This is a genomic window from Brevundimonas balnearis (assembly GCF_042434805.1).
Taxonomy (GTDB): Bacteria; Pseudomonadota; Alphaproteobacteria; order Caulobacterales; family Caulobacteraceae; genus Brevundimonas; species Brevundimonas balnearis.
This window is the reverse complement of sequence record NZ_JBHLSW010000006.1, coordinates 159455-177272: the sequence shown is the minus strand read 5'-3', so window position 1 is coordinate 177272 and position 17818 is coordinate 159455. Positions and strand designations below refer to the sequence as shown.

General features: G+C 70.3%; 19 protein-coding genes and 1 tRNA gene. 10 read left to right on the top strand and 10 right to left on the bottom strand.

Translation table 11 applies throughout. The features are described from left to right. Nucleotides 1–124: 124 nt before the first annotated feature. Nucleotides 125–200: transfer RNA gene (locus ACFFGE_RS09710), tRNA-Ala, on the bottom strand. Between the two features lie 134 nt (nt 201–334). On the opposite strand from ACFFGE_RS09710, the gene ACFFGE_RS09705 reads away from it, so the two are divergent. The 5 genes from ACFFGE_RS09705 (at nt 335) to ACFFGE_RS09685 (ending at nt 4542) form a co-directional block, all read left to right on the top strand. Next, nucleotides 335–664, top strand: a complete 330-nt coding sequence (locus tag ACFFGE_RS09705) for a YggT family protein (RefSeq protein WP_376836153.1) — start codon at nt 335–337, stop codon at nt 662–664. A 109-nt stretch (nt 665–773) separates the two neighbouring features. Further along, a complete protein-coding gene (locus tag ACFFGE_RS09700; protein WP_376836151.1) occupies nt 774–2249 on the top strand; it encodes an amidohydrolase in 1476 nt (491 codons plus the stop codon). Next, nucleotides 2249–3601, top strand: coding sequence for an amidohydrolase family protein (locus tag ACFFGE_RS09695; RefSeq protein WP_376836150.1), 1353 nt, complete (start codon nt 2249–2251; stop codon nt 3599–3601). Before ACFFGE_RS09700 ends, ACFFGE_RS09695 begins: the two co-directional genes overlap by 1 nt. 54 nt (nt 3602–3655) lie before the next feature. Beyond that, complete coding sequence (arfB, locus tag ACFFGE_RS09690) at nt 3656–4054, top strand: alternative ribosome rescue aminoacyl-tRNA hydrolase ArfB (protein WP_376836149.1); 399 nt, start codon at nt 3656–3658, stop codon at nt 4052–4054. Nucleotides 4055–4155: 101 nt separating this feature from the next. Then, nucleotides 4156–4542, top strand: a complete 387-nt coding sequence (locus ACFFGE_RS09685) for a hypothetical protein (RefSeq protein WP_376836148.1) — start codon at nt 4156–4158, stop codon at nt 4540–4542. 53 nt (nt 4543–4595) lie between these two features. On the opposite strand, the gene ACFFGE_RS09680 is transcribed toward ACFFGE_RS09685, so the two are convergent. The 4 genes from ACFFGE_RS09680 to ftsY form a co-directional block, all read right to left on the bottom strand. After that, nucleotides 4596–5078, bottom strand: a complete 483-nt coding sequence (locus ACFFGE_RS09680) for a hypothetical protein (protein WP_376836146.1) — start codon at nt 5076–5078, stop codon at nt 4596–4598. A 60-nt stretch (nt 5079–5138) separates the two neighbouring features. Continuing rightward, the gene (locus ACFFGE_RS09675) at nt 5139–5786 is read right to left on the bottom strand and encodes a MarR family winged helix-turn-helix transcriptional regulator (RefSeq protein WP_376836145.1); all 648 of its coding nucleotides are present in this window, start codon (nt 5784–5786) and stop codon (nt 5139–5141) included. 89 nt (nt 5787–5875) lie between these two features. Next, on the bottom strand, nt 5876–6499 hold the full coding sequence (locus tag ACFFGE_RS09670; protein ID WP_376836144.1) for an inner membrane-spanning protein YciB: 624 nt from the start codon (nt 6497–6499) through the stop codon (nt 5876–5878). Beyond that, the gene (ftsY, locus tag ACFFGE_RS09665; RefSeq protein ID WP_376836143.1) at nt 6496–7443 is read right to left on the bottom strand and encodes a signal recognition particle-docking protein FtsY; all 948 of its coding nucleotides are present in this window, start codon (nt 7441–7443) and stop codon (nt 6496–6498) included. The genes ACFFGE_RS09670 and ftsY overlap by 4 nt, the downstream gene beginning before the upstream one ends. A gap of 107 nt (nt 7444–7550) precedes the next feature. Between ftsY and ACFFGE_RS09660 the strand changes: the two genes are divergently transcribed. From ACFFGE_RS09660 to ACFFGE_RS09650, 3 genes are read left to right on the top strand one after another with little or no spacing between them, the layout of a single operon-like run. Beyond that, entirely contained in the window at nt 7551–9596 is a 2046-nt protein-coding gene (locus ACFFGE_RS09660; protein WP_376836142.1) for an NAD(+) synthase, read from the top strand. Between the two features lie 51 nt (nt 9597–9647). Beyond that, entirely contained in the window at nt 9648–10307 is a 660-nt protein-coding gene (gene rpe / locus ACFFGE_RS09655) for a ribulose-phosphate 3-epimerase (protein WP_376836141.1), read from the top strand. A gap of 7 nt (nt 10308–10314) precedes the next feature. Next, nucleotides 10315–12102, top strand: coding sequence for a heparinase II/III family protein (locus tag ACFFGE_RS09650; RefSeq protein ID WP_376836140.1), 1788 nt, complete (start codon nt 10315–10317; stop codon nt 12100–12102). Nucleotides 12103–12123: 21 nt separating this feature from the next. Here the strand turns inward: ACFFGE_RS09650 and ACFFGE_RS09645 are convergent, their stop codons facing one another. Together ACFFGE_RS09645 and ACFFGE_RS09640 are read right to left on the bottom strand one after the other, a co-directional pair. Further along, a complete protein-coding gene (locus tag ACFFGE_RS09645) occupies nt 12124–13047 on the bottom strand; it encodes an electron transfer flavoprotein subunit alpha/FixB family protein (protein WP_376836138.1) in 924 nt (307 codons plus the stop codon). A gap of 1 nt (nt 13048) precedes the next feature. Beyond that, nucleotides 13049–13816 carry an electron transfer flavoprotein subunit beta/FixA family protein gene (locus ACFFGE_RS09640; RefSeq protein ID WP_376836137.1) on the bottom strand — a complete coding sequence of 256 codons (768 nt, stop codon included), beginning with the start codon at nt 13814–13816 and terminating at the stop codon, nt 13049–13051. A gap of 119 nt (nt 13817–13935) precedes the next feature. Between ACFFGE_RS09640 and ACFFGE_RS09635 the strand changes: the two genes are divergently transcribed. Continuing rightward, a complete protein-coding gene (locus tag ACFFGE_RS09635; protein WP_376836136.1) occupies nt 13936–14223 on the top strand; it encodes a hypothetical protein in 288 nt (95 codons plus the stop codon). Nucleotides 14224–14230: 7 nt separating this feature from the next. On the opposite strand, the gene ACFFGE_RS09630 is transcribed toward ACFFGE_RS09635, so the two are convergent. Then, nucleotides 14231–14803, bottom strand: a complete 573-nt coding sequence (locus ACFFGE_RS09630; protein ID WP_376836135.1) for a cob(I)yrinic acid a,c-diamide adenosyltransferase — start codon at nt 14801–14803, stop codon at nt 14231–14233. A 4-nt stretch (nt 14804–14807) separates the two neighbouring features. Next, on the bottom strand, nt 14808–15011 hold the full coding sequence (locus tag ACFFGE_RS09625; RefSeq protein WP_376836134.1) for a twin transmembrane helix small protein: 204 nt from the start codon (nt 15009–15011) through the stop codon (nt 14808–14810). Nucleotides 15012–15149: 138 nt separating this feature from the next. On the opposite strand from ACFFGE_RS09625, the gene ACFFGE_RS09620 reads away from it, so the two are divergent. Further along, entirely contained in the window at nt 15150–16280 is a 1131-nt protein-coding gene (locus tag ACFFGE_RS09620; RefSeq protein ID WP_376836133.1) for a hypothetical protein, read from the top strand. A gap of 15 nt (nt 16281–16295) precedes the next feature. On the opposite strand, the gene ahcY is transcribed toward ACFFGE_RS09620, so the two are convergent. Beyond that, nucleotides 16296–17687: an adenosylhomocysteinase gene (ahcY, locus tag ACFFGE_RS09615; protein ID WP_376836132.1), complete on the bottom strand. Its 1392-nt coding sequence runs from the start codon at nt 17685–17687 to the stop codon at nt 16296–16298. Between the last annotated feature and the right edge of the window lie 131 nt (nt 17688–17818).

The window sequence follows — 17818 nt, the reverse complement described above, 5'->3', positions numbered from 1 at the left end:
AGTCTCTGGACGATGAACTGACTGTAGTAAAACGCTTTTTCGACGACCTCTTTGGAGCCGTGTGTAGCAGCGTGGTGTCAGAATTATCGCCTGTTTCCGGCCAATCCCTTGATATAACAGGGATTGGTGGAGCCGAGGGGAGTCGAACCCCTGACCTCGTCATTGCGAACGACGCGCTCTACCAACTGAGCTACGGCCCCGATCCCGGGAAGGCGAGGGCGCGACATAGAAGCGGCCGGTGTCGGCGTCAACCGAATCCTTGAGCCGTGCGGGGCGGGTTTGCGCGGGGGGCCGGGCGGGCTAGAAGCGGCTCTCGAACAACGAGGAGCGACACGTGGGAATCGGCGGCGGACTGGCGGGCTTCATCTGCTTCATCATCGGCTCGCTGTTCCAGCTCCTTTGGCTGGCGATCATCATCAATGCGGTCCTCAGCTGGCTGTTCGCCTTCAACGTCATCAACTACCGCAATCGCTTCGTCGCCCAGGTCGCCTCGGCGCTGGACGCGATCGTGTCGCCGCTGCTGGCGCCCTTGAGGGCGGTGATCCCGCCGCTGGGCGGCATCGACATCACGCCCATCCTGGCGCTGCTCATCCTGTCCGGGATGCGGACCTATCTGTTGCCGCCGTTCTGCAGCGCCCTCTACCAGCTGCTGGGCGGCCTCTGAGGTCGAGGGTCCCGGGCGGCTTAAGTCCGATTACGGGTTTACGACAGCCGACGCCCGCGCTTGGATGATCCTGTTGGGCCGCCCGCGCGGCCGATGGGGAGCTGTCCGCATGATGTCGATACGCCGCGCGAGCCTGCGCGCCCTGCTGCTGGGCGCCGCCGCCCTGAGCCTGACCGCCTGCGCCACGACCGACGGCGGCGGCGACCAGAGCGCCTCGACGTCCTCGAACGACCGGGAGGCGCTCGCCACCGGCATGGACTCCGCAGCCAACCCGGACCCCTATCCGTCGACCTACCGGCCCCTGCCGGCCGAGGACATGGCCATCGTCGGCGGCACGGTCTTCACCGCCACCGGCCAGCGGATCGAGAACGGGGTCGTCGTCGTGACCGGCGGCCGCATCGCCGCCGTCGGCGGCGCGAGCACGCCGGTTCCTGCCGGGCACCGGGTCGTGGACGCGCGGGGCCGCTTCGTGACGCCGGGCGTCATCGACACCCACAGCCACCTGGGCGTCTATCCCTCGCCGGGCGTGCAGGGCATGAGCGACGGCAACGAGGCCACCAGCCCCAACACCGCCCAGGTCTGGGCCGAGCATTCCGTGTGGCCCCAGGACCCCGGCTTCAACCGGGCCCGCGAGGGCGGGGTGACGACGCTCCAGATCCTGCCCGGCTCGGCCAATCTGATCGGCGGCCGGTCGGTGACGGTGCGCAACGTGCCCTCGGTGACCATGCAGGGGATGAAGTTCCCCGGCGCGCCCTATGGCGTGAAGATGGCCTGCGGCGAGAACCCCAGCCGGGTCTACGGTGGTCGCAACCAGACTCCGGCCACCGGCATGGGCAACATGGCGGGCTACCGCGCCGCCTTCATCGCCGCGCGCGACTACAAGGCCAAGTGGGACGAGTGGCGAGAGACCGGCGAGGGCAGCCCGCCGACCCGCAACCTGCAGAACGAGACCCTGGCGGGCGTGCTCGACGGTTCGATCCTGGTGCAGAACCACTGCTACCGGGCCGACGAGATGGCGCTGATGCTGGATCTCGCCGACGAATTCGGCTTCCGCATCACCGCCTTCCACCACGCGTCCGAGGCCTACAAGCTGGCGCCCCGACTGGCGCGCGAGGGCGTCTGCGCCCTGACCTGGACCGGCTGGTGGGGCTTCAAGATGGAGAGCCTGGACGGCATCGAGGAGAACGCCGCCCTTGTCGACGCGCCAGAAGGCTCGTGCGCGGTCATCCACTCCGATGACGCCATTCTGACCCAGCGCCTGAACCAGGAAGCGGCCGCGGCCTTGTCCGCGGGACGGCGCGCCGGGATGAACATCTCCGAGGAGCACGCCATCTCCTGGATCACCTCCAACGCCGCCCGGGCGCTCGGCATCGCCGACCAGACCGGCTCGCTGGAGCCCGGCAAGCGCGCCGATGTGGTGATCTGGAGCCACAATCCCTTCAGCATCTACGCCCGCGCCGATCAGGTCTTCATCGACGGCGCCCTGACCTTTGACCGCTCGGACCCGCGCTATCAGCCCGCGTCCGACTTCGAACTGGGCCAGCCCGGCTACGGCCTGGCCCCCGCCGCCGGAGGGACCCGCTGATGAACGCCGCCAAGCTGATCGGCGGCCTCGCCGCCGCCGTCGCGTCCGTGGCGCTGGCCCTGCCGGCCATGGCCCAGACCGTCGCCATCACCGGCGGCCGGGTGCTGACCGGATCCTCGGTGATCGAGAACGGCACGGTCGTCATCCAGAACGGTCGCATCGCCTCTGTCGGGACCGGGCCCGCCCCCTCCGGCGCGCGGGTGATCGACGCCACGGGCAAGATCGTGACGCCCGGCTTCGTGGCGGTGGACTCCGGGCTGGGCGGAACCGAGGTTTCGTCCGTCGGCGGCACCAACGACCTGTCGAACCAGTCGAACACCCTGAGCGCCGCCTTCGACGTGTCCTACGGCCTGGACCCCTGGTCCTTCGTCATTCCGGTGGCGCGGCTCGGCGGCCTGACCCGGGCGATCGTCGTGCCGAACCACCCGGGCTCCTCGGGCGGCCATGTGCACGAACACGACACCGCCGGCGCCGGCGAGGGCGGCTATCACGACCCAGGCCTGTTCGCCGGCCAAGCCGCCGTCGTTCATCTGGCCCAGGGGACCGACATCCTGGTTCAGCCGCGCGTCGCCATGGTCGCGCCGTTCGGCGAGGCCGGCGCCGGCGTCGCCGGCGGCGCGCGGGGCGCCGAGTTCGTCCTGTTCAAGGAGACGATGGCCGAGGTTCGCCTCTACGCCCGCAACCGTCAGGCCTACGAGCGGGCGGGTCTGCGCGACCTGATGCTGTCGCGCGCCGACCTCGAGGCGCTGGTCCCCGTCGCCGAGGGCCGGATGCCCCTGATCGTGACCGTGCACCGCGCGGCGGACATCCTTCAGGTGCTGCGCCTCGCCGAGGAGGAGAACATCCGGGTCATCCTGGACGGGGCCGAGGAGGGCTGGCTCGTCGCTGACCGGATCGCCGCGGCGGGCGTGCCGGTGCTGGTCAACGCCACCGCCAACCTGCCCGGCGACTTCGAGACCCGTGCGGCCCACCTCGGCAACGCCGCTGCGCTGGACGCGGCCGGCGTGACCATCGCCATCAAGGGCAACGAGGGCGGTGTCCACCGGGCCCGCGAGGCGCGCTACAACGCCGGCAACGCCGTGGCCAACGGCCTGCCTCACGACGCGGCGATCGCCGCGCTCACGGTCGATCCCGCGCGCATCTTCGGGATGCAGGGCCGCTTCGGCGCCCTGACGCCGGGGGCGGAGGCGGATGTGGTCGTCTGGTCGGGCGATCCGCTGGAGCCGCTCAGCCAGCCGGAGGCGGTGTTCATCGCCGGCGCCGAACAACCGCTGACCAGCCGGGGCCTGCTGCTGCGCGACCGCTATCGCGACGGCGGCGAGGGCGCCCGGCCGCCCGCCTACGTCCGCTGACCTGACCTCGCCGCGCCTTCCCGTTCGGCGGGAGGGCGCGGTAGGCTGGGCGACATGACGATCCCTGAGGACGAGCTCGAGTTCCGCTTCTTCCGGGCGGGCGGTCCCGGCGGGCAGAACGTCAACAAGACCTCAACGGCGGTGCAGCTGCGCTTCGACGCCCGCAACTCGCCGTCCCTGGCGGATCCTGTGAAGGAGCGGCTGCTGAAGCTGGCCGGCGCGCGCGCGACCCAGGCCGGAGAGATCCTGATCACCGCCGTACGCTTCCGCACCCAGGAACGGAACCGGGCCGACGCGCTGGAGCGCCTGAACGCTCTCGTGGAGAAGGCGTCGATCGCACCCGTGAAGCGCGTCGCCACCCGCCCGACCCTGGCCTCGAAGCGCCGCCGTCTCGAGGCCAAGGGTCGGCGCTCAACGGTCAAGTCGCTGCGCGGGCGGCCGGACGCGGATTAGGCAAGGTCGCTCGCCTGACGGGCGATCCGCGCTTGCCCCCGGAACATGGTTAATCTAACCGTGTTACATCGCCCGTGACGGCGATCAGCGAGGGGGTTGGAATGTTGGAAACGCTTATGGTCGCCGCCCTGATGTCGGGCGCCGCGACCGACGATTGTCACCCGCACGCGCATTCGCCGGGCGACGGATGCGACTGCGTCTATGACGTCGTGTTCTATACGCCGCGCCCGCCGGGGCCCCCGATCCACGTGTCCGCGCCGGGCGTGCGGGTCCGCGGCGCGCCGGTCTATGTGCCTGGCCCGGTGATTCATGTGTCGGCGCCGCCCGTCTGGGTCGACGCGCCGCCGGTCCGTGTCGGCGCCGCCCAGATCCACATCGAGCGTCCGGATATCCGGGTGCGTCCGTCAGAGGTCATCATTGATCCGCCGGTCGTTTCGTTCGGCGCCTGCCCCGGCGGCGGCAGCGCGTGCCCCCCCGGCCGTCCCTGACCACTCTCGGAGCATGAAGCGTTTCAGGGCGGGGCCTCGGCTCCGCCCTTTCGCTATTGAGCTTCCGGACGGCAGTAGTCACGCACCTGCGCGGCCAACGCCAGGCGCCCGGCCTCCAGGGCCGCCCGCTCCGCGCCGGCGCAGTCGCCCGCGCCAATGCGCGCCCCGATGCTCTGGCGGAGCGCGGAATCGGCCTCCGCCTCGGCCCTGAGCGCGCGCGCCGTCCGTCGCTGGGCGGGGGTGCAGAGCGACAGCCAGGACGCTTCGGCGCAGCGCAGAACAAGGTCCTGCTCCTCGGCGCTCAGGACCTCGGCCTCCAGCGGCGGCTCGGTCGGTCCTTGAGGGGGGGTCGCTTCGCTGGACCCCGTGCCGGCCGCGCTCGGCACGATGGCGATGGCCGGCATCTGATAGCGGCAGACCCATCTGTCCGTCTCGAACTGGCAGGACTCCAGCGTCGCCCGCGCCGGCTCGACGGCGCCGGGCGCGCCGGGGTCCTGGATCGGAGCCAGGGCCAAGAGCATGGTCAAGGCCAGCATGTCGTGGACGACTATCGACGCAAAAACGGCTTCGAACAACGCCGTCCGACGAAATCCGCCTCAGGCGGCCTCGTCCTCGTTGGCGGGGGCCCCGAGCTCGGCGGTCTTGCCGCGGCCCTTACCCTTCTTGGGCTTGGGGGTCTTGCTCTTCCTCGCGGCGGCCTCGGCGGCCTTCTTCGCCGCCTTCTCGGCTTTCCGCGCTTCCTTCTCAGCCTTCTTGGCGGCCTTGAGGGCGGCCCTGGCCTCGGCGGGCGCGGCGTCGGCGGCGTCGGTGAGTTCGGTCAGGACTTCGATGAAGACATCGCGGCGACCCTTGGAGAGCAGAGCCAGAATACGCTTGTCAGCGGCCTCCACCTTCGGGCGTGCGGCGTTCAGCGCCGCCTGTCCTTCCGGCGAAAGGCGCACGGTGTTGGCGCGCGCGTCGATGGTCGAGCGTTCGCGCAGCAGCAGGCCCTTGGCGGTCATCCGCGCCACGAGGTCCGCCAGGGTCGAACGATCGATGCCGGTGGCCTTCACCAGATCGGTCTGGGTCAGGCCTTCCTTCTGGGCGCAGGCCTCGAGCACCGCGAACTGGCGCTGGGTCGGGGCGTCGGGCCCCGTCTCCTCCGCGTAGATGTCGAGCGCGAGTTGCAGCACGCGGTGCAACAGGTGGCTGGGCGACTGGGCCAGCGGCCCCTTCGACTGATCCGACTTCTTGGTCTTCACCATCGCCCGAATCCCCGTTCTCGGCGGGGCAGAGCTAGCAGGGCGGCTTCACCGTTTTGCGACAGGCGGTCCGTGGACGGAGGCGACGATCGTCAGAGCCCGGTGTCGGGGTTCTCCGGCGCCGGAGCGTCGTCGTCCTTGATCATGTGCTTCATGATGTACACGACCTGCCAGATGCCGAAGGCGGCCGACGCCAGCCACAGCCCGCCCCGGAAGCTGACCCAGACGTCGTCCGACTGGGTGCGCCAGACGATCTCGTTCACCACGGCGACGGCGGCGAAGTACAGTCCGTAGCGCAGCGTCAGCCCCCGCCACCCGGCCTCGGTCAGGCGGAAGGCGCTCTCCAGCAGATACTTGAACGGATATCTGCGGAAAGGCAGCGAGCCCAGCAGGACGGCGGCCAGCAGGCCGTTCTGGATCGACAGCTTCACCTTCAGCAGCGTCGGATCGTTGAACAGAAGGGTCAGTCCGCCGAAGATCAGGGCGAAGCCGCCGCTGAGCAGCGGCAGGGGCGCCAGCCGGCGCTCGACCAGCCAGCCGACGATCAGGGCGACGGCGGAGGCGGCGACCAGCACCCAGGTCGCCTGGACCAGCGCCTCCTGGCCGTCCAGGCCGCGCCCGAACCGGTTGATCACATAGGCGGCCAGAAAGGCCAGCAGGGCGCCGAAGTCCACCGCCTGGCGGATCGACCGCTTCGCGTCCGTCGTGCCGCTCACGCCGCGTCCTCCGCTGGGAGCCCCATCAGCGAGCGCGAGAAGGCGCGCGCGTCGAAGGGCTGAAGATCCCCGATGCTCTCGCCCACCCCAATCAGCTTGATCGGGGCGTCGGACGCCTGCGCCACGGGCACCAGCACGCCGCCGCGCGCGGTGCCGTCCAGCTTGGTCATGACGATGCCGGACACATAGGCCGTCCGGCCGAAGATCTTCTCCTGCTCGAGCGCATTGCGGCCGACCGTGGCGTCCAGCACCAGAAGCGTCTCATGCGGGGCGTCCGGATCGACCTTCTTCAGCACCCGCACGATCTTCAGCAGCTCGTCCATCAGGGCGGACTTGTTCTGCAACCGCCCGGCGGTGTCGATCAGCACCACGTCGAAACCCTCGGCCTTCGCCTTGGTGAAGGCGTCGAAGGCGAGGCCGGCGGCGTCCGCCCCGTCCCGGCGGCTCTCGAAATGGGCCCCGGCGCGCTCCGCCCAGACCTTGAGCTGCTCCCGGGCGGCGGCGCGGAAGGTGTCGCCCGCCACGATCATCACCTTGGCGCCCCGGGCGGTCAGGTCGGCGGCGATCTTGCCGAGCGTCGTGGTCTTGCCCGATCCGTTCACGCCCACGAACAGGGTGACGAAGGGCCGGGGCCCCGCCAGGGGGTCATAGGTCGCCTGGTGGCCCTTCAGCTCGTCGGCCACGGCTTCGGCCAGCGCCGTCTTGACCTCGAGCTCGGAAGGATTGGCCCCGAAGCGAAGCGCGCGGAAGCGTTCGACAATCCGGTCCGCGGCCGCGGGCCCCAGGTCGCTCTCCAGCAGATGCTCCTCGAGCCCCTCCAGCGCCTGTTCGCTGAGCGGTTCCTTCACGAAGGCCGAGACGACCTGCTCGGTCATCTGCTTGGAGGAGCGGCTGAGGCCCTCCGTCAGGCGCGAGAACCAGCCCTTCTTGGGTGCGTCGGTCATGAACCCCGCTTAGCGCGGGCCGTTGGAGCCGTCACGGGCAATCGTCCCCGCGTTGGCGGCGCGGCCCTTATCCTCTAGATGAGCATTACAACGGCAGGACAGGTCCCTTGGCCCAGCTTCACCCCTTCCACAGTCCCCGCACCCACGGCTTCGTGCGGGTGGCGGCGGCGACGCCGGTGGTCTTCACCGCGGATCCGAAGGCCAACGCCGACGAGCAGATCCGGCTGATCGACCAGGCCCGGGCGGAGGGGGTGGAGCTGCTGCTGTTCCCCGAGCTGTCGCTCAGCGCCTACGCCATCGACGACCTGCACATGCAGGAAGCCCTGATCGCCGAAGTCGAGGTCGAGCTGGCGCGGGTGGCCAAGGCCGCCGAGGGCCTGATCGCCGTGGTCGGCGCGGCGCTGCGGGTCGAGGACCGGCTCTACAACACCGCCGTGGTCCTGGCGGGCGGCGAGGTGCGGGGCGTCGTGCCCAAGACCTATCTGCCGAACTACCGCGAGTACTACGAGAAACGCTGGTTCTCGCCCGCCGGCGACGCCGACCCCGCCTTCGCCCGGTTTGGGGACGCCTGGGTTCCGTTCGGCGCGGACCTGACGTTCGAGGCCCACGGCCGCGACGGCTTCGTCTTCGGGGTCGAGGTCTGCGAGGACTACTGGGCGCCGCTGCCCCCCTCGACGCGGCAGGCGCTGGCCGGGGCGCGCATCCTGCTGAACCTGTCGGCCTCGAACATCGTCATCGGCAAGGCGGACGAACGCGCCCTGCTGTGCGCCAGCCAGTCGGCGCGGACGGCGTCCGCCTATGTGTTCGCCGCGTCGGGGTGGGGCGAGTCCACCACCGATCTGGCCTGGGACGGACAGGCGACGATCCACGAGCTGGGCGCCAGGCTCGCCGACAGCCCGCGCTTCGACATGGACGGCGCCCTGACCGTCGCCGACGTGGACGTGGACCGGATCGGGCTGGAGCGGCTGAGGACCGGCACCTTCGCCGACTGCGCCCGCCGCGAGATCGACGCCGAGACCTTCCGCCGGATCGAACTGCCGGCGCCGACGGTCGACCCGGCAGGGCCCTTGCGGCGGCCGCTGGACCGCTTCCCCTTTGTGCCGGACGATCCGGCGCGGCTGGACCAGGACTGCTTCGAGGCCTTCAACATCCAGGTCCAGGGCCTCATGCGGCGGCTGAAGGCCACCAACGGCTCCAGGGTCGTGATCGGCGTCTCGGGCGGGCTGGATTCGACCCAGGCCCTGCTTGTCTGTTGCCGCGCCTTCGACCGGCTGGAGCTGCCCCGCTCTGGAATCCTCGCCTACACCATGCCGGGTTTCGCGACCTCCGAAGGCACCAAGTCGAACGCCTGGGCGCTGATGAAGGCGCTGGGCGTCTCGGGCGCGGAGATCGACATCCGGCCGACCGCCGAGACCATGCTGAAGGCGATCGGCCACCCCTTCGCGGCGGGCGAGCCGGTCCACGACATCACCTTCGAGAACGTCCAGGCGGGCTTGAGGACCGACTATCTGTTCCGGCTGGCCAATCAGAACGGCGGCTTCGTGGTGGGGACGGGGGACCTGTCGGAGCTGGCGCTCGGCTGGTCGACCTACGGCGTCGGCGATCAGATGAGCCACTACAACGTCAACTCAGGCGTGGCGAAGACGCTGATCCGCCACCTGATCCGCTGGGTGGCCGACCGCGAGCTGGTGGGCGCCGCCTGCGCCCCGACGCTGCGCGCCATCCTGGACACCGAAATCTCGCCGGAGCTGGTGCCCGCCAAGGACGGCGCGATCCAGTCCACCGAGGCGACGGTCGGCCCCTATGCGCTGAACGACTTCTTCCTGTTCTACATCTCCCGCTTCGGGCTGAGGCCGTCGAAGGTCGCCTATCTGGCGCACCAGGCCTGGCGCGACCCGGCGCGCGGCGACTGGCCGGCCGGAACGCCGGAGGCGGAGCGGATCGCCCATGACCTGGCGAGCATCAAGGGCTGGCTTGGAAAGTTCCTGACGCGCTTCTTCCAGACCAGCCAGTTCAAGCGCTCGGCGATGCCCAACGGCCCCAAGGTGGTGACCGGCGGGTCGCTGTCGCCGCGCGGCGACTGGCGCGCGCCGTCCGACGCCTCGGCCGCCGTCTGGCTGAGGGAGCTCGAGGCCAACACGCCCGACGCCTGATCCGGCGCCGAGGCTTGCCCCGATCCGGGCATCGCCTTAAGCGCAGGGCTCATGGCCGCACCTCTCATCTGCCCGTCCATCCTCGCCAGCGACTTCGCCCGGCTGGGCGAGGAGGTGAAGGCGCTCGAACGGGCGGGCGCCGACTGGGTCCACGTCGATGTCATGGACGGCCACTTCGTGCCGAACCTGACCATGGGCCCGGCGATCGTGAAGGCGATCCGCCCGCACACCACCCTGCCCTTCGACGTGCACCTGATGGTCGCGCCGGTCGACCCCTGGCTTGAGGCCTATCGCGAGGCCGGCGCCGACGTGCTGAGCGTGCATCCCGAAAGCGGCCCGCACCTGCACCGCACCCTCGGCGCGATCCGCAAGCTGGGCGCCAAGGCCGGGCTGGTGCTGAACCCGGCCACGCCGGTCGCGGTGGTCGAGGAGGTCGTGGACCTGCTGGACCTCGTGCTGATCATGTCGGTCAATCCGGGCTTCGGCGGCCAGGGCTTCATCGACTCCTCGCTGAGGAAGATCGAGCGGGTGCGCGGTGTTCTGGACCGCGCGGGGTCGCAGGCGGTGCTGCAAGTCGACGGCGGGGTGACGGCGGCCAACGCCGGCGCCTGCGTGGCGGCGGGTGCGACGGCGCTGGTCGCCGGGACCTCGGTGTTCAAGGGCGGAGCGGACGCCTACGCCGCCAACATCGCGGCGCTGAAGGCGGCCTGAGATGAACGTGTTCCAGCCCCTCGCCGACATGACGCCGGGGCTGCCGGGCGCGCCGGTGCGCACCCCGGTGAAGACGGCCGGCGCGGCGGCCGGTCCCAGCCTCTGGCCCGCGATCATCGGTCGGGTGCTGACGCGGCAGCTGTGGGTCGAGCTCTATGGCCTGCCGGGCTACAGTCTGACGCTGAAGGGGCCCAAGGTCGCGGCCTTCGCCGCCAGCCCGCGCGACATGCGCCCGCACGAACCGACCCTGGGCAAGCTGCTGCTCGGCGGCCGCCTCACGCTGGCGGGCGCCAGCCTGGAGGCCCCGCCGCACGCCGATCCCTTCAATCGCGCCTGCCCATCCAAGGCCTTCGCGGTCGAGCTGCACAGCTTCGCCTGGCTGCCGTCCCTGATGCTGAACGGCGAGCGGGGGGTGCGTGAAGCGCTCAGGCTGGTGTTGCACTGGGACGCGGGCTTCCGGCGCTGGTCGCCGTTCGCCTGGGACGCGCGGATCCTGGCGCGGCGGGTGATCAACCTGTCGGTCGCCGCCCGCCGTCTGGGCGCGGTGGCCGCCGACGGGGACCGGGCGGCCCTGGCCGACAGCCTCGGGCGTCAGGCTCGGCAGCTCCTGCGCCCGCCGGGCGGGGTGGCGACCAAGGCGGATCGGTACATCGCGGCGGCGCTGGCGGGCTGCGTTCTGGCGGGTTCGGCGGGTCAGTCGCTGAGGCGCAGGGCCCTGGCTCGTCTGCCGGGTGCGCTGGCGGCGACGGTCGGGCCGGACGGCGGCCACGCCTCGCGCTCTCCGGAGGCGGCGCTGGAGCTGCGGCTGGACCTGCTCACGCTGGAAGACGCCCTCAACCAGATCAGCGAGCCCGCGCCGCCCGCGGTTCATGAGGCCTCCGGGCGGCTGGCCGAGGCGCTGGCGCGGATGACCCTGCCGGATGGTCGGCTGGCGGCCTTCCAGGGTGGGGGCCCGGCGGGGGCGCCTCGGGTCGCCGCGGCCCTGTCCGACCTCGAGAAGGCGCCCGAAAGCGGGCCCGGAGAGGTCAACGGCTACCGCCGCATCGCCAGTCCGCTGCTGACCGTCATGGCCGACGCGGCGTCGCCGGCGAAAGGCGGCTGGGGCGAGGCCGCCTGCGCCCAGCCCCTCGCGCTTGAGATCGTCTGCGGGCGCGATCGACTCATCTCCAGCGCCGCCTGGACGCCGCGCGCGCTGGAGCGGCAGGCGCTCCGGCTCACGCCCGGCGCCTCCACCCTGACCCTCGGGGACGGTTCGCTGGGGGAGCCGCTGGGCGGCTGGCGCGCCGAGCTGCTGGGGCCGCGGCTGTTCGGCGCCGACTACCACGTCAACGCCGAGCATCGTGAAGGCGAGGGCGCGGTCTGGCTGGAGCTGGAACACGACGGCTGGGTCAAGCCCTATGGCCTGCTGCACCAGCGTCGCCTCTATCTGGACCAGCGGCTGGACGAACTGCGCGCCGAGGAGCGGCTGCACCCGGCGCCCGGCCACGGCCGCGGCGAAAGCCAGCAGGTCCGCGTGATCGCCGCGCCCTATGCGGTGCGCTTCCATCTGGAGCCCGGCGTGCAGGCGTCGCTGGCGCGGGACCGGCGCTCGATCCTGCTGCGGGGGCATTCGGGGCGTGGCTGGTGGTTCCGCACCGACGGGCCGGACGTGGCGATCGAGCCCTCGGTCCATGTCGAGGACGGCCTGACCCGGCGCGCGACCCAGATCGTGGTGCGCGGCTCGGCGCGCACGGACGCCGAGACCCGCATCCGGTGGAAACTGAGCCCGGCTGGCGGCGCGGGCGACCCGGTCTGACCGGATCGCCCTTGAGGTTCCTCAGCCCAGGGCCGCCATAAGTTCGGGCACGGCGGTCTTGTAGTCCGCCACCCAGCCGAAGTCCGCGACCTGGAAGATCGGGGCGTCCGGATCCTTGTTGATCGCGACGATCACCTTGGAGTCCTTCATGCCCGCCAGGTGCTGGATCGCGCCGGAGATGCCGATGGCGATGTAGAGCATGGGGGCGACGACCTTGCCGGTCTGTCCGACCTGATAGTCGTTGGGGGCGTAGCCCGCGTCCACGGCCGCGCGGCTGGCGCCGACGGCGGCGCCCAGCTTGTCGGCCAGCGGCTCGATCACCGCGTGAAACTCCTCGGCCGAGCCCAGCGCGCGACCACCGGACACGACGATCTTGGCGGCGCCGAGGTCGGGACGGTCGGACTTGACCTTCTCCTCGCCGACGAAGCTCGACTTCCCGGCGTCCACCGCGCCGACGGTCTCCACGGACGCCGAACCGCCCTCGCCCGCGGCCTTGAAGGCGGTGGCGCGCACCGTGATCACCTTCTTGGCGTCCGAGGTCTGGATCGTCTCCAGGGCGTTGCCCGCATAGATCGGGCGCGTGAAGGTGTCGGCGGACACGACCTCGATGATGTCCGAGATCGGGGCCACGTCCAGTTTCGCGGCGATGCGGGGGGCGAAGTTCTTGCCCTCCGTCGTGGCCGGGGCCAGAACCGCGTCATAGTCCCCCATCAGGGGCAGGACAGTCGCGGCGACCGCCTCGGCCAGGCCGTGGCCGACTTCGGCGCCGTCGGCGACGCGGACCTTGCGGACGCCCTCGATCTTCGCGGCGGCGTCGCCAACGGCCTTCGGGCCCAGCACCAGGACGTCGACGTCGCCCGAGATCGCCTTGGCGGCGGTCACGGTCTTGTGGGTGGTGTCGCGGACGGCCGAGCCGTCGTGATCGGCGATGACGAGGACAGCCATCTTACAGCACTCCCGCTTCGTTCTTGAGCTTGGCCACCAGATCGGCGGCGCTATCGACCTTGACGCCGGCCGAACGCTTGGGCGGCTCCACCACCTTCAGCGTCTTCAGGCGCGGGCTGACGTCCACGCCGTAGTCGGCGACCGCCTTCGTGGCGATCTCCTTCTTCTTGGCCTTCATGATGTTGGGCAGGGACGCATAGCGCGGCGTGTTCAGGCGCAGGTCCACGGTGACCACCGCCGGGAGCGGCGCGGCCACGGTCTGCAGGCCGCCGTCCACCTCGCGGGTCACCGTCGCCGTGCCGCCGTCCACCACCAGCTTCGAGGCGAAGGTGGCCTGGGGCCAGTCGAGCAGCGCCGCGAGCATCTGACCGACCGCGTTGTTGTCGCCGTCGATGGCCTGCTTGCCCATCAGGACCAGCTCGGGGCCCTCCTCGTCGACCACGGCCTTGAGCAGCTTGGCGACCGCCAGCGGCTCGAGGTCTGAATCCGACTGAATGAGGATGCCGCGGTCCGCGCCCATGGCCAGGGCGGTGCGGATCGTCTCCTGCGCCTGGCTCGGGCCGATCGACACCACCACGATCTCCGACGCCGTGCCGGCCGCGTGGTGCTCCTTGCCTTCCTTGAGACGCACGGCCTCCTCGACGGCGATCTCGTCGAAGGGATTCATGCTCATCTTGACGTTGGCGAGGTCGACGCCGGACTGGTCCGCCTTCACCCGCGCCTTGACGTTGTAGTCGATCACCCGCTTGACCGGGACCAGAACCTTCATGAGCCTGTCCTTAGGATCGCCGAAATGTTGCGCCACGGAATGGAGGCCGAACCTGCGGCTGTCAACGTGACGCGAGGTCAAGGCGCGACGACCGGTCGCCGTTCCCTCTGGAGCCCCGAATGAGCCGCTATCTCAGCTTCAAGCGCCTCGCCATCCTGTTTTTCGGCCTGTTCGCCGTGGCGGTCACCGCGACCCTGGCGTTCCAGCGCTACTGGGTCGAGCCCGGCGAGCGGTGCGAGGCCGAGGGCGGCTGGTGGGACCTGGAAGGCCGGACCTGCGCCCAGCCGATCTACATTCCCGACATCACCGGTCGGCCGGCGGGCGTCAGCCGCGCCGAGGCCTCGAACGCCCAGAACCGCAAACTCCTGTCGCTGGAGCGTCAGGCGCGCGAACAGGGCCAGCAGTAGGCCCGCGTCAGCGGGTCGCCCCCGGGACCCATTTCACGTCGTCGGCGCCGTCGGCGTTGGCCAGCCGCCCCGCGCAGAACAGGTGGTCCGACAGCCGATTCAGGTAGCGGATCGCCTCGGCGCTCAACGCCACGCCCTGGGCGACGGCCCGCACGGCGTCGCGCTCTGCCCGCCGCGCCACGGTTCGCGCCAGGTGCAGGTGGGCGGCGAGGGCCGATCCGCCCGGCAGGATGAAGCTGTCGAGCGGCCGCAGCCGTGCGTTCATGGCGTCGATCTCGGCCTCCAGCCGATCGATCTGGCCGGGCGTGATCCGCAGCGGCTCCCAGTCGGGCTTCGGCTCGAGCGGCGTGGCGAGATCGGCCCCCAGGTCGAACAGCTCGTTCTGGATGCGACCGAGCATCGCATCCAGCTCCGCGTCCGCGCCGGCGTGCAGCCGCGCCAGACCGAGAACAGCGTTCAGCTCGTCCACCGCCCCGTAGGCCTCGACCCGCGCATCGGCCTTGGACACCCGCGAGCCGTCGACCAGTCCGGTCGAGCCGTCGTCGCCGGTGCGGGTGTAGATGCGGTTCAGCCGGACCATGACCTCAGCCGCCCTGGGTGGATTTCCACCACATGCCGACGACCAGAAGCACGATGGCCGTCGCCTGCAGCGCCACGCGCAGCCGCATCAGCTTGTTGGACCGGCTGCGCGCCTGGGCCCCGGGGGTGAAGAGGGCTTTCAGCCCGAAGCCCAGCGTCACCGCCACCGCGCCGATGGCCAGGAGGATCAGGATGTCGAACACGGTCATGCGCGGAACCTAGGCCCGGATGCGTCGGGACGCCAGCGGGCGGAGGGCGTGGCGCGTGGCCGCGTCAACGCTTCGCTCACCACATCCGTCGACGGGACCGAAAGGCGGCGCCGTCAGGATCAGCGTTCGGGGAGACGCATGCGCGACAGGACCATCCGCAACCTGGCCAATCTGAACCAATCGGCCTCGACCGCGCGGGTGCTCAACCTGCTGACGGTCAGCCAGGATCACGGACGCGATCCCGAGTGGCGCGCCCGGCCGATGTTCAGGGATCGCCGGCTGAACCAGGCCATCTTCATCAAGCACCGTCTGCGGCGCGACGAGATCGACCGATTCCGCAGGCGTCGCTTCGTGGGCACCAAGGTGATCCTGCCGATCGACGAGACCGACCTGAGCCTCGGCGGTCGGTATCTGTTCGTGGGCCAGATCGGCTACGACCTCGCGATGGCTCAGAACTTCGGGCTGGAGCCGGACTCGGAGGACGCCCGGACACTGCGTCTGCTCGACCAGTTGCCCGGGCTGGATCCGTTTCTGCTGCGCGAACAGCTGCGCCGACACGGCGTGGAGCCGGCGGCCTGCTATTTCAATCTGAGCACGGCCGACCTCGACCGCATGACCGCCTTCGTCGCGACCGAGATCACCTCGCTGGTGGACCTCAGCCTGGGCGAGGGGGCGGACCTCGCGGCCGAGAATCCGGTGGCGCGGCTGACCGCCAAGATCCTGTCGAGCCGGCCGGGCGGCGACCTGCAGACGTTGGGCCAGACATTCCGCCTCAGGCCGAGCGAGTACCAGGAGGGCGTCTTCTGCTGGAAGGGCTTCCTCTACTACAAGTGGTCGCTCGCCAGCCTGATCGGCGAGATCGGCCAGGTGTCGGAGTCGGTCCGGACCGTCAAGCCGCGCGGCCGCCCCGATCCGCTGTCGCGCATCACCCTGGAGCGCAGCCGGGCGCGCATCCGCGAGCTGATCGTCGAGACCTGTGACGACGCCTCGGGCATGCTGCGTGTCTACGACACGGCCTATGCCGAGCTGACGCGGCACGGCCGACCCGCCGGTTTCCGCGATTTCCTCCTGGCGGCGCCGGATCTCTTCGCGCAGCTGGGCGAGCGTCTGGGCGCGATCCAGCACATCGTCAGCTTCTGGCGTTATCGCTTCCAGCGCGGCAAAGCCCAGCCCGACGTCGCCGAGCTGATCGATCTGTTCGCCGACTTCGAAACCAGCCTGACGGGTCGCGACCGCGAGCCGGAAGCCCGGACCGCGATCGCCGCCTGACCCGTCGCGGGCCGATCAGTAGCGATAGTGCTCGGGCTTGAAGGGCCCCTGGACCGGCACGTTGATGTAGCTGGCCTGGTCCGGCTTCAGGGTCGTCAGCTTCGCGCCCAGCTTGCCCAGGTGCAGCGCCGCGACCTTTTCGTCGAGGTGCTTGGGCAGGGTGTAGACTTGGTTCCCGTAGGCCGCCCTGTTCGTCCAAAGCTCGATCTGGGCCAGGGTCTGGTTGGTGAAGGACGCGCTCATGACGAAGGACGGGTGGCCCGTGGCGTTGCCCAGGTTCACCAGCCGGCCCTCGGACAGCAGGATGATCTTCTTGCCGTCCGGGAACTCGACGTGGTGGACCTGCGGCTTGATCTCGTCCCACTTGAAGTTCTTCAGGCCCGCCACCTGAATCTCTGAGTCGAAGTGGCCGATGTTGCAGACGATGGCGTTGTTCTTCATCGCCCGCATGTGATCGACGGTGATGACGTCCTTGTTGCCCGTGGCGGTGACGAAGATGTCGGCCCTGTCGGCGACGTCCTCCAGCGTCTGGACCTCATAGCCTTCCATGGCGGCCTGAAGCGCGCAGATCGGGTCGATCTCGGTCACGACCACGCGGGCGCCGCCCTGGCGCAGGCTGGCGGCCGAGCCCTTGCCCACGTCGCCATAGCCGCAGACCACCGCGACCTTGCCCGACAGCATCACGTCGGTGCCGCGACGGATGGCGTCGACCAGGCTCTCGCGGCAGCCGTAAAGGTTGTCGAACTTGGACTTGGTGACGCTGTCGTTGACGTTGATGGCGGGGAAGGGCAGCTCGCCGCGCTCGGCCATCTGGTACAGGCGGTGCACGCCCGTGGTCGTCTCTTCCGACACGCCGCCGATGGCGTCGCGGATGGCCGAATAGAAGCCCGGCTTTTCGGCCAGATAGCGCTTCATGACCTTGTAGAGGGCTTCCTCTTCCTCGTTGGTCGGATTGTCGAGGATGGAGGCGTCGTTCTCGGCCTTGGGACCGAGCACGCACAGCAGGGTGGCGTCGCCGCCGTCATCGAGGATCAGGTTCGGATAGCCCCCGTCGGCCCATTCGAAGATCTTGTGGGCGTAGTCCCAGTACTCTTCCAGGGTCTCGCCCTTGACGGCGAAGACCGGCGTGCCGTTGCGGGCGACGGCGGCCGCGGCGTGGTCCTGGGTCGAGAAGATGTTGCATGAGGCCCAGCGCACCTCGGCGCCGAGCGCTTCCAGCGTCTGGATCAGCACCGCCGTCTGGATGGTCATGTGCAGGCTGCCGGCGATGCGAGCGCCCTTCAGCGGCTGGTCCTTGCCGAACTCGTCGCGCAGCGCCATCAGGCCCGGCATCTCCGTTTCGGCGATCGCGATCTCCTTGTCGCCCCAGTCGGCCAGGCTGATGTCGCGGACGATGTAGTCGGGCATGGGAGCTCCTCGGAATCGAGCGGCGCGGCGGCGCCGGCGGATCGCGCCGCCTATAGACCGGGGCGGCCCGAGGGGCAACAAACCCATAAGGATATCTTTATATGGGGCCCGAAGGGTGGACAGGCCGCCTC